The organism is Leclercia sp. 29361, from assembly GCF_011290365.1.
GTDB classification, from domain to species: domain Bacteria; phylum Pseudomonadota; class Gammaproteobacteria; order Enterobacterales; family Enterobacteriaceae; genus Enterobacter; species Enterobacter tamurae.
Genome location: NZ_CP049786.1, coordinates 3694136 through 3710488 on the forward strand (window position 1 = coordinate 3694136; position 16353 = coordinate 3710488).

General features: G+C 57.8%; 8 protein-coding genes. 5 read left to right on the top strand and 3 right to left on the bottom strand.

Annotation, left to right across the window (positions count from 1 at the left end; translation table 11 throughout):
* Positions 1-77 precede the first annotated feature (77 nt).
* Both nanA and nanR read right to left on the bottom strand, forming a co-directional pair.
* Complete coding sequence (gene nanA, locus G7090_RS17715; protein ID WP_166183470.1) at positions 78-977, bottom strand: N-acetylneuraminate lyase; 900 nt, start codon at positions 975-977, stop codon at positions 78-80.
* A 125-nt stretch (positions 978-1102) separates the two neighbouring features.
* A complete protein-coding gene (nanR, locus tag G7090_RS17720) occupies positions 1103-1888 on the bottom strand; it encodes a transcriptional regulator NanR (protein ID WP_166183473.1) in 786 nt (261 codons plus the stop codon).
* Between the two features lie 765 nt (positions 1889-2653).
* Between nanR and G7090_RS17725 the strand changes: the two genes are divergently transcribed.
* Genes G7090_RS17725 through G7090_RS17735 form a run of 3 tightly spaced genes read left to right on the top strand, consistent with a single transcriptional unit; the run spans position 2654 to position 11223 of the window.
* Positions 2654-8074 carry a peroxidase family protein gene (locus G7090_RS17725; RefSeq protein WP_166183476.1) on the top strand — a complete coding sequence of 1807 codons (5421 nt, stop codon included), beginning with the start codon at positions 2654-2656 and terminating at the stop codon, positions 8072-8074.
* 51 nt (positions 8075-8125) lie between these two features.
* A complete protein-coding gene (locus G7090_RS17730) occupies positions 8126-9892 on the top strand; it encodes a type I secretion system permease/ATPase (RefSeq protein ID WP_166183479.1) in 1767 nt (588 codons plus the stop codon).
* Positions 9889-11223, top strand: a complete 1335-nt coding sequence (locus G7090_RS17735) for an HlyD family type I secretion periplasmic adaptor subunit (RefSeq protein ID WP_166183481.1) — start codon at positions 9889-9891, stop codon at positions 11221-11223. The genes G7090_RS17730 and G7090_RS17735 overlap by 4 nt, the downstream gene beginning before the upstream one ends.
* A gap of 127 nt (positions 11224-11350) precedes the next feature.
* On the opposite strand, the gene G7090_RS17740 is transcribed toward G7090_RS17735, so the two are convergent.
* Entirely contained in the window at positions 11351-11761 is a 411-nt protein-coding gene (locus G7090_RS17740) for an ASCH domain-containing protein (protein WP_166183483.1), read from the bottom strand.
* A 106-nt stretch (positions 11762-11867) separates the two neighbouring features.
* On the opposite strand from G7090_RS17740, the gene G7090_RS17745 reads away from it, so the two are divergent.
* On the top strand, positions 11868-12428 hold the full coding sequence (locus tag G7090_RS17745; RefSeq protein WP_166183485.1) for a YceI family protein: 561 nt from the start codon (positions 11868-11870) through the stop codon (positions 12426-12428).
* Positions 12429-13040: 612 nt separating this feature from the next.
* Complete coding sequence (locus G7090_RS17750; protein WP_166183487.1) at positions 13041-15842, top strand: Ig-like domain-containing protein; 2802 nt, start codon at positions 13041-13043, stop codon at positions 15840-15842.
* Positions 15843-16353 lie beyond the last annotated feature (511 nt).

A 16353-nucleotide genomic window follows, 5' to 3' on the forward strand; every position in this document is an offset into this window, starting at 1 on the left:
CAATGGGTAAACCCATACGCTGTTTTTGTAGGGTACAGCTTGAGTGATGCCGGACAGGCCCGGCATCAGACGTTGTCTTAACCTTGTTCTTTTTCGTGCTGGAGCTGTTGCGCTAAGGCCCGCAGCTCAGGCAGGTATTTTTCATCGACCGGCGCAAACGGCTTGCGGCACAGCGGCACCTCAATGACGTCCATGTAGTGCAGCACCGTTTTCAGGCCACGGAACACGCCGACCTTGATCAGCAGGTCGATAACCTCATTACATTTTGTCTGCAGCGCCTGGGCGGTGGCGATATCCCCTTCTTTCAGGGCTTTCACGATCCCCTGATACCGCCAGCCCATGATGTTGTAGGTGCTACCGATCCCACCATCCGCCCCAGCCAGCAGGCCGGAGGCGAAGATCTCGTCGTAGCCGTTGTAGAGCACCAGATCCGGGTGCGCCCGGCGGATCTGCTCCATCTGGAAGAGATCGCCGGAGGTCTGTTTCAGGGCGCCCACGCCCGGCAGGGTCACCAGGGTGTTGATCTGATCCAGAGAGAGCTTCACTCCGCTGAGGGCCGGAATGTTGTACACCACCATCGGCAACCCTTGTGCAGAATCAATGATCCCCCGGTAGTGATCGCAGTGTTCCTCAAAGCTGAACGGGTAGTAGAACGGCGTCACGGCGGAGACGGCGTCATAGCCAAAACGGCTGGCGGCCTGGGCGAGCTGCTGGCTTTCGTGGGTACTGACGGTGCCGACGTGAGCAATCAGGGTAATTTTGCCTTTCGCCTCTTCGGCAACGATCTCAAGCACTTCCTGGCGCTCAGCGCTGCTTTGCACAAAGGCTTCGCCGGTGGAACCCCCGACGTACAGGCCGTCCACGCCCTGGGCAATGTTGAACCGCACCAGCTGGCGCAGGCTTTGGGTATCCAGCTGCTGCTGGTGATTAAACGGTGTAAGCAGAGCGGGCATAACCCCTTTCAGCGTAACTGACATAGTAACCTCGATAGGTGATGATGATGTTATGACTGTAGACCTTTATACCTGTTATACCAGCAAGGCCGAAACAAACATCAACGAAATGCGCAGAACGCGATCCAGTTCACTAAACGATCGTGGGGCTACTTGCGGCACTTTTTGCTCTGATCGAAGGCGTGCCAGGTGGCGAAAACGCTGGTGAGGTGCGCCTGCAGGGCCTGTTCAGCCGCATCAGGATCCTGGCTGCGGATCGCCTTAAAGATGGCGATATGCTGTTGATAACTGGTGTTATTATGCTCACGAAGCGCCTGTTCAGGCACCGCAGGACGGGCGGCGATCAGCCAGTCGATCAGGGCCACGTGGATGGCCATAAAGATAGGGTTATCCGGGATCTCCGCCAGCACGCGATGAAACTCGACGTCAGAGCGGATAAAGAGCGCATTGTCATCCAGCGACTGGCTGTTCAGCTCCAGCGCTTTTTCCAGCAGGGCAATTTGTGCCTCGCTGGCATGCTGGGCGGCATGGCGCACCAGGCTGGATTCGAAAAACAGGCGCAGCTGTTCGAAGTGGGCAATCCCACCCGGATGGGCCAGGAAATCCTTCGCCATGCCGGAGAGCTCGCTGATGATGGTATCCGCAGACGGACGCGAAATGCGGGCGCGCTCGCCGTTCTGGATCTGCACCAGCCCTTTGCGTTTTAACGCCGCCAGCGCTTCACGAACCGAAGGCCGCCCGACGTTAAAAAAGGCCATCAGCTCTCGCTCAGAGGGCAGTTGCTCCCCTTCGGCAAACTCACGACGACGGATCATCTGCTCCAGCTCTTCTTCCACCATCTCTGACAATTTTTTGCGCGCCAGCGGACGACGGCGTAATGCACGCCCAATGGTTTCCGGGGAAGTTTCTGCCTGTTTTTCGCGGGACAAAGTCATAGACGTTACATCGTAAGAAGTTGAGTTAAAGAGTTCTTTATCATACCACAGGCATTACCGCCAGGTGAGAGGCGAACGGACGCACTACACACTGAATAATTATCAATTACAAAAACGATTACATATTCTCTGATATTCACTGGCCATTATTAATTTTGACCAACCGTTCAATTATTCCTTCGCAGGGTAATATTATTGTTCCCGCCCCAGGAATTTAAAAAAATAAATTCGCCTGCTAAATAATTTTCACATTCAACAAAAACAGCCACAAAAATAATTTCGAAAATATAGACAGCGCCCTTCTAATTGTACAACTCTGCAAAAATGGCGTAGAAAAAATAATAACCGCACCTCTGAGTGCTCATAAGAAAGTATTATTGTGGGAAGATAAAGACACTCCATAGTTATCACAATAGCGAGACAGTAACATGTGATAACACTTTTAAACATTCGTTAAGCCCCGCTAAAACCTTGTCATGCCTGTCGCCCTGGCCCTTTGAATGCCTGTGCGCATTTAAAGCGTCGAGTCCGTCAGTGATTTTATTTATCGCTCCACAGGAGGGATAAATAAACTTACCCAAAATTCACCCCGGCAACCCCGGTAATAACGGGGAAAGGGCACTGTCATTAACGACTTAACACGGAGCGCATTAATGCAATCACCGACCCTGGATTAATCCCGTACGACCCGGCACCTCCTTTTCGCACAATTTTTAAACAGCGAAAAAGAATGATGATAGCGATTCAAGATTGAGGTAATTAATTATGGCCGAACAATATGATTTTACTGTCACGCTGCATGACCTCGAATTTATTCTTAAGCAGATCAAGATCTCCGAATCCGCCACGAATGCCGATGGCACCGTCAACGGCGACGCGCTGCGCGACGCGGTAGGTGACCCGCTGCTGCCGTACGGCATTCGTACCGTGGACGGCTCCTGGAACAACCTGTTACCGGGTCAGGAGATGTACGGTGCTGCCGATCAGACCATGCCCCGCCTGGTGCCGCTGGATCTGGAAGCCATTCAAAACAATCCAGAACTGGCAAAATATCTGAGTACCTCCGGCCCTAACGGCGTGGTGACCGATTCTGACCCGCGTACCATCAGTAATATTATTTCCGACCAGAGCAGCAATAACCCGGCGGCAGTGGATGCGGCGGAGGGATTGAAAGATGCCCCCGGGGGCGGCACCAGCGAGAATGGCAGCCTCTCCATCCCTAACCTCTCCCCGGATGTCGGCCTGTCGCCCGCCTTCAACGGCTGGATGACCTTCTTCGGCCAGTTCTTCGACCACGGTCTGGATCTGATCCCCAAAGAGGGGAACGGGATCGTCTTTATCCCGCTGATGCCTGACGATCCGCTGTACAAAGAGGGCTCTCCGACTAACTTCATGATCCTCACCCGGGCCAAAGTGGATGCCACCCACAATACGGTGAACACCACCACCCCGTGGATCGATCAGAACCAGACCTACACCTCTCATCCGTCGCATCAGATCTTCCTGCGCGAATTCACCTTCATCGATGGCAAACCCGAGCCAACCGGTAATCTGCTGGATGGCGCGCACGGGATCGCCACCTGGGGTGAGGTCAAAGCCCATGCCCTGCAATTCCTCGGCATTCAGCTGACCGATGCGGATGTTTTCAACGTGCCGCTGCTGGCGACCGACCGCTACGGCAACCTGATGTTAAGCGCTAACGGGAAAGTGCAGATTGTCACCCTTCACGGCCTGGTGGAGGCCAACGGCGGCTTGCTGCCGTCAGACACCCTGCGCACCGGCCATGCGTTCCTCGATGACATCGCCCACACGGCGGTGCCGAAAGTTGACGCCAACGGCGTCCTGCTGGCCGATGCCAACGATGTGATTGGCGGGGCAACGGAAGCCGGTACCTACGATAACGAACTGCTCGATCGCCACTTCATCACCGGTGATGGCCGCGGCAACGAGAACGTCGGCTTAACCGAGGTGCACTCGGTGTTCCACGACGAACATAACCGTCTGGTAGAGCAGTACAAAGCCACCATTCTGGGGTCGGGTGATGTCAGCGTGATCAACCAGTGGCTGATGCCGAACCACCAGATCACCGAGATCCCGGCAGACACCAGCACCCTGGTGTGGAACGGCGAATACCTGTTCCAGGCCGGGCGTTTCACCACCGAGATGGAATACCAGCACCTGGTATTTGAAGAGTTTGCCCGCGCCGTGCAACCGGCGGTCGATCCGTTTGTCTTCTCGAACACTGCCGACATCAACCCGGCGATCTTCGCGGAGTTCGCCCACGTGGTCTACCGCTTCGGCCACTCGATGCTCACTGAGAGCGTCGATCGTATCGGCATGGATATGGCCAGTGACGACCTCGGACTCATTCAGGCCTTCCTTAACCCACTGGCCTTCGATAACGACGGCTCGATGGAAAGTCATGCCGCCATCGGCGCAATTGTGCGCGGGATGACCCGTCAGGTGGGGAACGAAATCGATGAGTTCCTGACCGGGGCACTGCGTAATAACCTGGTCGGTCTGCCGCTGGATTTAGGTGCGCTCAACATCGCCCGCGGTCGCGACACCTTTATGCCCACCCTCAATCAGGCCCGTGCGCAATTCTTCGAACTGACGGGCAACAGCGAGTTGAAGCCCTATGAGAGCTGGGCTGACTTTGCGGTTTACCTGAAAAATACCGCCTCGATCCTCAACTTTATGGCCGCCTACGGGCAGCATCAGTTGATCCTTGACGCCACCACCATCGAAGGTAAACGCGCCGCGGTAGATTTCCTGCTGTTTGGTGATGCCAACGACGCGCGGCGTGCCGACGCGTTTGACTTCTTCAACAGCACGGGCGCATGGGCTAACAAAGAAACCGGCCTGAACATGGTCGATTTCTGGATTGGCGGCCTGGCAGAGCGGAAAAATGAGTTCGGCGGCATGCTCGGCTCCACCTTCAACTTCGTCTTTGAGACCCAGATGGAGATGCTGCAGGACGGGGACCGTTTCTATTACCTGAGCCGTACCCAGGGCCTGAACATGCTTACCCAACTGGAGGCCAACTCGTTTGCCGCCCTGGTCATGCGTAACAGCGACCTCGGCAATGAAGGCTCCTCTCACGTGCATGCGAAACTGTTCATGACCCCGGATCATATTCTGGAAGTGAACACGGGGGTACAGATTGGCGCCGACCCTAAATGGGGGAATGCGCTCAAAGACCTGCTCACCCCGCTGGTGGTGCGCAAAGCGGCCGGGGCGGACGTCGACGGCGATGGCAAGGCGGATGGTGCTTACCTGAAATACATCGGCGACGGGCACGTGGTGCTGGGCGGCTCTGCCGGTAACGATACCTTAATTGGCGGCAAAGGCATCGACAGCCTGTGGGGCGACGGCGGTAACGACCGTCTCGACGGCGGCGATGAAGCGGATACCGTGCACGGTGGCGACGGGGACGACATCATCACCGACACCGGGACCCCGGTGGGCGGGGCCGACTTCCTGCACGGCGATGCCGGGAACGACGTCATCTTCTCCGGCAACGGTAACGACCTCAGCTTCGGCGGCAGCGGCCAGGACTTTATTGTCGTCGGCGAAGATGCCCAGGAGGTGTTTGGCGGCCTGGGCAATGACTTCATCATGGGCGGTTCCGGGGCCGACGCCCTACTGGGCAACGAAGGCGACGACTGGCTTGAGGGCGGCGACGGCTTTGACTCCCTGACGGGCGAGAACTCCGAGCTGTTCTTCAACAGTACTATTGTCGGTCACGACGTGCTGAACGGTCAGGGGAACGACACTGACTACGACGGCGAAGCGGGCGACGACATCATGGTGCAGGGGGCGGGCATCCAGCGTAACAACGGGATGGCGGGCTTCGACTGGGCGATCCATAAGGGCGACGTTGTCGGCGCCAACTCTGACCTCGGGATTCCGATCTTCGTTAACCAGCAGGAGTTTATCCTGCGGGATCGCTTCGACCTGGTGGAGGGGCTGTCGGGCTGGAAATTTAATGATGTACTCACCGGGACCGATCAGCCGCTTGGCACCGCCCCGGTTCAGGGAACGCCACTCTCCAACAACCTCACCCTCGACGGGGTAGCACGCATCAACGGCCTGGATACGGTGGTCGGCAGCAATCTGATCAACGGCGCCGTGGATGGCGTGGTGCTGAACCCGGACAACGGCGCGGACATTATTCTCGGCGGCGGCGGCAGCGACCGCATCATGGGTAAAGCGGGGAATGACATCATCGATGGCGATGCCTGGCTGAACGTGCGGATCGAAGTCAGGGACGCACAGGGTGGCGTCATCAAAAGTGTCGACAGCATGAAAGAACTCAATGCCGACATGCTGAACCGCGTGATCAACCCGGGCCAGCTGCACATCGTGCGTGAGATCCTTAATGACGGTAACAACGGCGAAACCGACATTGCGCTATACCGCGACGTCAACGGTAACTACAACTTTACCCGCAACGCCGACGGCAGCCTGACGGTCAATCACGCTACCGTCTCCGCCAACCTGCCTTTAGGTGACGGCACCGACCGCCTGCTGAATATCGAAAAACTGGAGTTTGGCGACAACACCCAGCTGTGGGTGACATCGCAAAAAGCCACCGGCAGCGTCGACATCAGCAACAAAGCCCCTGGGGTGGGCGATCTGCTCCGGGTCAGCACCGCTAACCTGGCGGATGGTAACGGTCTGGCGGACAACCTGCCGATCACCTACACCTGGCAGGCGCTGATTGGCGGCCAGTGGCGCGACCAGGCCACCGGCACCGAGTTCCGGGTAGGCAACAACCTCTTTGGCGCGCAGCTGCGGGTCACCGCCAGCTTCAACGACCGAATGGGCGATGCGGAATCCCTGGTGTCGGCGATCACCGGCACGGTAGGACCACGGGATCAACCGACTCGCGGCGTGCCGGTGGTCAGTGACCTGACGCCAACCCGCACCCTGGCCCTGACGGCTGACGTCTCGGGTATTACCGATGGCGATGGCCTGACCAACGGTAACAACTTCCGCTACCAGTGGCAGATGAGTTCGGGTCTGGGCTTCATCAACATTGCCGGGGCCACGGCGGCCACCTTTACCCCAACCCAGACGACGGTAGAGCGGCAGCTGCGGGTGGTGGTGACGGTGACCGACGATGAGGGCAACCCATCGGTGACCCTGACCTCAGCCCCGACCCAGCTGGTCGGTAATCTGCTGACCGGTAACAACGGGGCGAACACCCTGTTCGGCACCTCCGGCAGCGACTACATCGACGGCGGCGCGGGTAACGATACCCTGCTCGGCCTGGCAGGTGACGACGTGCTGATCGGCGGGACGGGCAATGACGACCTGGACGGCGGCGTGGGTGCTGACCAGATGGCGGGCGGCGTCGGCAATGACACCTATCACGTGGATAACCTGGGCGATGTGATCACGGAAGGCGCCAACGCCGGAACCGATCTCGTTGAGGTCACTGCCGCCAGCTACGTGATGGCCGACAACCTTGAAAACCTGACCTATAGCGGAACCGGCAACTTCAACGGCACCGGTAACGCGCTGGCCAACACCATGACCGGCGGCAGAGGCAACGACACTCTCAACGGGATGGACGGTGACGATACCCTGTTCGGTCTGGCCGGGAACGACACCCTGATCGGCGGAAACGGTAACGACGGTCTCGACGGCGGCCAGGGTGCTGACGCCATGACCGGGGGTCTCGGAAACGACACCTATACCGTGGATAACGCGGGGGATACGGTGGTGGAAGGGGTCAACGGCGGGACCGATACCGTCCGGGTGAGCCTCAACACTTATACGTTAACCCAGGATGTCGAGGTCCTGACCTTTACCGGCAACGGCGGCTTCACCGGGACCGGTAACGCCCTGGGGAACACCCTCACCGGCGGCACCGGGGTGGATCGCCTGAACGGCGCGGGCGGGAATGACACCCTCACCGGCGCAGGGGGCAACGACTTCTTTATCTTCGGGGCCAACTTCGGGCAGGACATCATTACCGACTTCGACAGTAACCCGACCGGCGGTCAGGATCTGATCAACCTGCAGGCACGGGGCATTACTGCCGCGAACTTCAACAGCAACATCACGATGACCACCAGCGGGACGTCGACGGTCCTGAACTTCGCCAACGGCGACAAAATCACGTTACTGAATACGGCGGTCAACGCGATTCAGTTGACGGATTTCCAGCTGGGTTAAGTACCACGGTCATCGATAACACGACTTCATTGATTTAATAAGGAGCACCCTATGCCGCGCCAGTATAAGTCAACAGAACTGAAAAAAGCCCTCAAGGGGACCAGGCCTGCCTTTATTACCCTGCTGTTTTTTGGCAGCGTGATAAATATGCTTATGCTGGCGCCGGCAATTTATATGCTACAGGTGTACGACCGGGTTCTGGCCAGCCAGAACACCACCACCCTGCTGATGCTAACGCTGCTGATCGTTGGGTTATATATCGTTATCGGGATGATTGAGTTCGCCCGCTCCAGCGTGATGATCCGGCTGGGCAACCGCCTGGACGTGAAGTTAAATCAGCTGGTCTTTAATGCCGCATTTAAACGCAAAATTGCGACGGGGGATAATAACCCGGCGCAGGCGCTGAACGAGCTGGCGCAGATCCGCCAGATCCTCTCCGGCAATAGCCTGTTTGCGCTGCTCGATATTCCCTGGACGCCCTTCTATTTATTAGTGGCGTTCCTCGTCCATCCCCTGCTGGGTTATCTGTCGCTCGGCGGGATCGTGATTTTACTCTGCCTGACGTTGCTCACGGAGCTCTCCACCAAAACGCCGATTCAGCAGGCGCAAATGCTGAGCGTCAGCAACTCGATCATTCTCAACAAGCAGCTGCAGAACTCCGACACCATCGAAGCCATGGGGATGCTTGCCACCCTGAAAAAGCACTGGCTGGAAGGCCATACCAAAGTGATGGTGCTCCAGACCCACATTGCCGATAAATCGGCGGTCTACAGCAGTCTGAGCCGGTTTGTCCGCGTCCTGCTGCAGTCGGTGTCGCTGGGGGCCGGTGCCCTGCTGGTGATCGCGGGTGAAATCACCCCCGGGCTGATGATTGCCGCCTCGATTATCCTTGGCCGCGTGCTGAGCCCGGTGGAGCAGATCATCAGCAGCTGGAAGCAGTTCGTGCAGTTCCGCAGCGGCTGGAAACAGCTCACCCACCTGCTGGAGGAGTACCCGGCCTCTAAAGCGATCCTCACCCTGCCGACCCCGAAAGGCGTCATCAGCGTCGAAGGGGTGTTTGCCGCTCCTCCGGGGCAGAAAGCCGCTACCCTGCGCAACATCTCGTTCCAGCTCGAACAGGGCGAAGTGCTGGGTATCATCGGCCCTTCCGCCTCCGGAAAAAGCTCGCTGGCGAAGCTGCTGGTGGGCGTGTGGCAGCCGCTGGCCGGAAAAGTGCGGCTGGATGGGGCTGACATCTGCCAGTGGGATAAAACCCTGCTCGGCCCGTCGATGGGCTATCTGCCCCAGGACGTGGAGCTGTTTGACGGCAGCATCGCCCAGAACATCGCCCGCTTTGGCGAGGCCAACAGCGAGCTGATTGTGGCCGCAGCGCAGCTGGCCGGGGTTCACGAGATGATTTTACGCCTGCCGCAGGGCTACGACACTAGGCTTGGCGCCAGCGGCCATCAGCTCTCCGGCGGCCAGCGCCAGCGCATCGGCCTGGCCCGGGCGGTCTACAACAACCCGGCCTTTATCGTCCTCGATGAGCCCAACGCCAACCTCGACGACGCCGGGGAGATGGCGTTGCTCAAGGCCATCAACGCCCTGCGCGCCCAGGGGCAAACGGTGGTGCTGATCTCCCATCGTCCGACCCTGCTGGGGGTGGTGAATAAAGTGCTGCTGATTAACGAAGGTGCGGTTCAGGCCTTCGGCCCGCGCGAGCAGGTATTTGCCAACCTGCGCCAGGCCAACATGCTGAAATCGGTCCCCGTCGCACCCGCAGCCGTTAGCGAGCCGCCTGTTGAAACCCATCAAACCCCACGTGAGGCATTATCATGAACAACAACAATAAAAGTCCCGAGATGCCAGACGCCGACCTTGTCGATACCAATATCTGGCCGCCGTTGATTCGTGGCCTGGCGGTGATCCTGATCGCGGTCGGCGGGTTTTTACTCTGGGCGGTGAAGGCGCCGCTGGATGCCGGCGTGGTGGCCGACGGGACGGTGACGGTCTCCAGCAACCGCAAAACCATCCAGCACTTAAGCGGTGGCCGGGTGACCGACATCTTTATGAAGGAAGGGGAAGCGGTGAAGAAGAACCAGGTATTAATGCGCCTGGATACCCTGCAGCTGGATATGCGCTACAGCGCGTTAAGCGCCCAGTATATCTCCGCCAAAACCAGCGAAGACCGGCTGCTGGCAGAACGCAACGGCGCGGCGAGCATCACCTTCAGCGAAACCCTGCTTAAAAACTTCGCTAACAATAAGCGCCTGGCGGAGAGCCAGCAGCTGCAGGCCAAACTGTTCGAGACCCGCCGCAAAAATATTCAGGATGAGCTGTCGATGATCGGCGAGTCGCTTGACGGACTGGTGGGGCAGATCGAGAACCTGAATAAAATAAAAGGCTACCGGGAGCATCAGTTCACGCTGATCAACCGGGAGCTGGGGGCTATCCGGGCGCTGAGCGAGAAGAACTACTACCCCAAAGCCCAGCTGATGGTGCTTGAGCGCGAGGCAGCGGAGATCTCCAGTACCGTCTCGGAGGATATTCTCAATATCGCCAAACTGAAGTCGCAGCAAAACGAACTGCGGATCAAAGCCTACCAGGTGCAGCACCAGTACCAGCGGGAGGTGGAGTCTGAATTAACGGATAAGCAAAAAGAGGTGGCGATGCTGGAGGACGAACTGCAGTCGACCCGCCACGAGCTGGATAACACCGTGATCCGCTCCCCCATCAACGGCATCGTGCTGGATGTCAAAGTCAGCACCGTGGGTGGGGTGATCCAGCCCGGCGAACACCTGATGGATATTGTCGCCGCCGGACAGCCGCTACAAATCGACGCCAAAATCCCGGTGCAGGCGATCGATAAAATGGTCCCGGGGCTGACCGTCGACGTGATGTTCCCGGCCCTCAACCACGCCCTGCTGCCGACGGTGCCGGCCCGGGTGCTGACCGTCTCGGCCGACCGCCTGACCGACAAAGTGACCCAGCAGCCCTACTACCTGGCCGAAGTGCAGGTCTCCCCGGAGGGGGTGCGCCTGCTGCGCGATCACAAGATAAAAGCCGGGATGCCCGCCAGTGTGACGATTAAAACCGGGGAGCGCACCTTCCTGAGCTATCTGTTTAAACCGCTGATGGCCCGCCTGGAGCTGGCGTTTAAGGAGATTTGATGGGGTCATATGCCGGTGTTGTCACCGCGGTGCGGCCTTTCTGCCCGGCAGCGCTTCGCTTGCCGGGCCTACTGTTCGTAGGCCGGGTAAGGCGTAGCCGCCACCCGGCGTTGCACTGCGGCACAAATCACATCACCTCAACCACCACAAACTCCTCGGCCACCAGCTCCATATCATCCGCATACACACCTTCCCGGGTGAAAAAGGCCTTATGCTCCTCGCGCCAGTAGTCCAGGCTCAAGTCCCCTTCCCCCTCTTTGCGGGCAAAGGCCTCTGTCACCTCTGAGAAACGCACCAGACGCAGAGACACGATTCTGATGACGCATACCGGCGCGCCCTGCCCATTAAGAATAATATGGTAACTCCCGGGCCCCGGGGTGGCGTCATCGGCCTTAAAGGAGGCCAGCGAGCAGCAGGTGGCGGTCTTTACTCCTTTGACCACCAGGGCTGCCAGTGCGTTTGCCATCTCAGGACTATCCCCGAAGGCCCATGCCTGAGCGCCCGGATATTTCTTGTTTAAGCCATCGATCAAATCCATCGTATACCCTTGTCAGCTCACATTTTAATGCCTCACTGTAGCACGCCTCCTTGCCGATGCGTTTTCGCCTTTCTACGCTTATCTCACTCTATGAAAGGAAGATCATATGCTGCGCCTTGTTCTCCTGCTGCTGGTCACGCTCATTTGCCCGTCGTTACAGGCGGCGGCGATCGCCCATACCATCGACACGGAGAAAACCACCATCAAGCTGTCGTGGCGCGCCTTTGGCGGTATTCCGTCGTGGGCACATCTGAAGGGGGTGACGGGTCAGGTCACGCTGAACCCGGACAATGAATTTGACGACCGCATCAATGTCACCATCCCGGTCGCCACGCTGCAGGCCTCCAACAACCTGCTTACCTGGCAGCTGAAAAGCGACATGTTTTTTGATGCCGCCCGCTACCCGACCATCACCTTTTCCAGCACCCGGGTGGTGGCGCTCGGCCCGGATCGCTACCGCGCTTTTGGCACCCTTACCGTTCGGGATCTTAGCCGTCCGGTGATCCTCGAGGCCCGACTCGATCGCCAGTCGGGAGAGACGATCGCGCTGCATGCCACCACCGCCATCTCCCGGTCGGCCTATAAAATGGATCGCTTTGCGCTGGTGGTGGACGATCGAATCGCCATTGCCATCGATATCCAGACGAAACCCTCCCCCGCCGGATAATACGCCCTGCAAAAAATAATACCTATGTCGTAGCGCTATTTACGGATCATCAATTTATACAGCTAAAAAATCATACCTTTGTATTATTCTCATTAAAAAAATTCAGGCTAATAAACCCCACAACAAAAAATACAATCCCGAAAATAATAAATATTCATATTTCATAATACGCAGTTAATAAACATCACCCAGCAGCACATTTATCGCGATAAATTGTGACAGACCTCAATTTCCATAACCTTTACGCAGCCGCAATAAACAGCCCAGAAGGCCGCCACCCCGCATACCATAAGGCCCTGACACAAACCCCCTCCTGCCAGGCTCTTTTAATCAGACTACAAGCGCGTTATTTCTCGCTTATAATTCATTTCACCGCTTCGTCATTTGCGCTTATAGTGCTTTCTGGCTATATCATTTTTAAGCATTAATGAGACGATCGTAATATTAATAACAGGGATGGCAAACATCACGCCTGGCATGAGCCGCTTTAAAAACATTTCAGCAGGTCACTATTTCTGACAAATAGTGCCTCTTTCGGGGCGCTTAAAATCTGCTGATAACAAATAAATTTAAACACACAGCATTTCTTTCACTCTGTTGGGAGTAATACACATGAGTAAATTCACTGTCATCTCCAGACTGACGCATAAGGAAACGGTAGCCGAAGGAAACCAGATCATACTGGGCGAGGATTCCGTCGTGAAGCTTCAGGCCGGCCGGGGTGATATCGCCAGCTATTCCCGCAGCAGCGACGATCTGCTGGTCAGGATGACCAACGGCGAAACCGTAACGCTGAAACACTACTTCGTCAACGACCACCAGCTGGTGCTGGATGAAAACGGCGCCCTGTGGTGGATCGACGAACCGCTCGCGGTGGAACGTTATCAGTCGATCCCCTCCACCGATGCCCTGATTGCGGGCAACGTCAGTCATTCATCCGGGGATACCCCAATCTGGCCGTGGGTGCTGGGTGGCGTGGCGGCGGCAGGCGGCATTGCCCTGGCGGCGGGCGGTGGCGGCGGCGGTGGCGGCGGCGGTAGCGACCGTATCGATCCCGGCCCGGTACCGCTCGATACCACGCCACCAGCCGCCCCAACCAATCTGCGCTTCTCTTCAGACAGTACTCAGCTGCTCGGCAATGCCGAGGCCAACAGCACGGTCACCATCACCGATGCCGACGGCAACGTGGTGGGCAAGGCGAAAACCAACGGCAATGGCGACTTTACCGTGGAGCTGGGCATCCCCTATACCAACGGCGAGACCCTGACGGCTGTCGCTAACGACAGCTCCGGCAACGTCAGCCCGTCGAACAGCATTACCGCCGCGGATACCACCGCGCCGGAAACGCCGATGATTATTCTCGCGGACGATGCTATCGGCAGCCTGACCGGCGCGCTCAACAGCGACCAGACCACCGACGATCCCCGCCCGGTCTTCAGCGGCAGCGGCGAGGCCGGGACCACCGTCACCCTTTACGACAACGGTAAGGCCATCGGCACCACGGTGGTGAACAGCGACGGCAGCTGGACCTTCACCCCCAGCGCAAATCTCGCTGACGGCTTACACCAGTTCACCGCCACCTCCACCGACGCCGCGGGCAACGTCAGCCCGGACTCGGAGGAGTTTAACCTCACCATTGACACCCTCGCCCCAAATGCCCCGGTGCTGGAAGTGACGGACGACGTGGGCACTATTCAGGATCTGCTCACTAACGGTGGCTTTACCGATGATAACCAGCCTGAGCTTGGCGGCTTGGGCGATCCGGGCAGCACTATCGCCATCTATGACAATGGCCTGCTGGTGACGGAAGTGGTCGTCGACGACAACGGCACCTGGAGCTACACCCCGCCAGTGGCCCTGACGGATGGACTGCACAGCATCACCCTGACGGAGACCGATCTGGCGGGTAACCTGAGCGCCGTCTCCGCGCCGTTTGAATTTACCATCGACCGTACGCCACCGCCTGCCCCGACCGGCCTGGTGCTCAATACCGAAGGGACAATCCTTACCGGCACGGCGGAAGCCAACTCGACGGTCACGGTCAGCAACGATCTGGGCGTTATCTTAGGCACGGCAATAGCGGATGCCAACGGGGCGTTTTCAGTGACGCTGAGCGCGGCGCAGCTCAACGGCGAGACGCTGAGCACAGCAGCCACCGACAGGGCGGGGAACGAAGGGCCAGCTACGGACCTGACTGCCCGGGACACCACCCCACCGGCAGCACCGACCGCCCTCGTGGTGGCCGCAACGGGTGACAGCGTCAGCGGTGAAGCCGAAGCCGGAGCGCGTATCTCGGTGCGTGACGCCGGGGGAACAGAGCTCGGCTCCGGTGAAGTCGGCCTCGACGGCAAGTTCACCGTCAACATCGCCCCTGACCAGCTCAACGGTGAAGTGCTGACGGTGCTCGCGTTCGATACTACTCAGAATGAGAGCCCTCCGGGTCAGGTCACCGCCGCTGACTCCACCCCACCACCACCGCCTGCAGACCTTGATGTCTCTACGGATGGCCTGACGCTCACCGGCACCGCCGAAGCGGGCAGTACCGTGGTGATTATGGAAGGCACCACCCGGCTCGGTGAAGTGGAGGTTGGCGAATCTGGCAGCTTCTCCTTCACTCTGATCCCCGCCAGGCTGAACGGTGAGATCCTGAGTCTTACCGCCACCGATCTGGCGAAAAATACCAGTGCTGCCAGTACGGTAGAAGCCGATGACACCACCCCTCCGGCCACGCCAATCATTACCAACGTGGTGGATGACGTTCCTGGCCTTCTCGGCACCATCGAGAGGGGGACGACAACCGATGACCGCACTCCGCTGATCTCCGGGACGGGCGAGCTGGGCACGAAAATATTTGTCTACAGCGAGAATATTCAGATCGGCTTTACTGAGGTCAATTCTGCGGGCAACTGGTCGTTCCAGGTTCCGGCCAGTCTGACCGACGGGGCTCACTCCCTTACCGCCGATGCCGTTGACCGCCGCGGCAATCACAGCGTGATGTCCGACATCTGGGCGATTAACGTCGACCCGGCAGCGCCCAACCCACCAACCGCAACGGTTGCAACCGCGGCATTCGCCCAGAGCGAGGAGCCGGTGGTCAGCACCCTGAGCGCCAGCACCACCGGCGAAACGCTGATCTATAACGTGCTCAATGAGACCGGTGGCGACCACGTCAGCAACTTCTCGCTGGCGGCGGGGGACAAAATCGACATCAGCGAGCTGCTGGTCGGCTGGAACGGCGATCGCGCCACGCTGGGGGAGTTTATCCAGGTCAGCAACAGTGATGGCAACACCGTGATCAGTATCGACCGGGACGGAGCCGACACCCGCTATGCACCCGCAACCCTGGTGACGCTGGAGGAGGTTCAGACCACATACGAGGAGCTGGTAAACCAGAACCACATCATTACCTGTTAGAAGGTAAACGCCGGGTGGCGGCTACGCCTTACCCGGCCTACAAAACCCCGCTTTTGACCTTGTAGGCCCGGCAAGCTTCGCGCCGCCGGGCATTCAGGCCGCACCATGCAACATCTTACTCGCCCTGGAAACCACAAAAACGAAAATAACCGAACAAAAGCGAAAATATTTATATTGCCCGGAATTAATAACCCTAAACTTAATGCAATTACTATTGTAATCACACTCTCATTCTATTTTTTCTACCAAATACCGCTGTTGCCTTAACTTAAACAATGGACTAAATAGCAGAGCCTTTTATTAATGCAACTTGTATATATCAATATTAAAAAACAGCTAAAAATATATCATATTCACTATCTTATTAACCCTGACTTAATTATTTACACAGCCTCACTTAAATATAATTTCGCCTCTTTTACACATCCAGATTATTCCTAAGTAATTAAATTAACATTAAAATAAGCGTCTCTCCCCCGCGCTACGCCAGCCACGCCAACCCGCAGCCCGC

What these genes read in the sequence shown, in the direction of transcription:
- G7090_RS17735 (WP_166183481.1), top strand. Translation starts at nt 9,889, where the DNA reads ATGAACAACAACAATAAAAGTCCCGAGATGCCAGACGCCGACCTTGTC.
- G7090_RS17750 (WP_166183487.1), top strand. Translation starts at nt 13,041, where the DNA reads ATGAGTAAATTCACTGTCATCTCCAGACTGACGCATAAGGAAACGGTA.
- G7090_RS17740 (WP_166183483.1), bottom strand. Translation starts at nt 11,761, where the DNA reads ATGGATTTGATCGATGGCTTAAACAAGAAATATCCGGGCGCTCAGGCA.
- G7090_RS17730 (WP_166183479.1), top strand. Translation starts at nt 8,126, where the DNA reads ATGCCGCGCCAGTATAAGTCAACAGAACTGAAAAAAGCCCTCAAGGGG.
- nanR (WP_166183473.1), bottom strand. Translation starts at nt 1,888, where the DNA reads ATGACTTTGTCCCGCGAAAAACAGGCAGAAACTTCCCCGGAAACCATT.
- G7090_RS17745 (WP_166183485.1), top strand. Translation starts at nt 11,868, where the DNA reads ATGCTGCGCCTTGTTCTCCTGCTGCTGGTCACGCTCATTTGCCCGTCG.
- G7090_RS17725 (WP_166183476.1), top strand. Translation starts at nt 2,654, where the DNA reads ATGGCCGAACAATATGATTTTACTGTCACGCTGCATGACCTCGAATTT.
- nanA (WP_166183470.1), bottom strand. Translation starts at nt 977, where the DNA reads ATGTCAGTTACGCTGAAAGGGGTTATGCCCGCTCTGCTTACACCGTTT.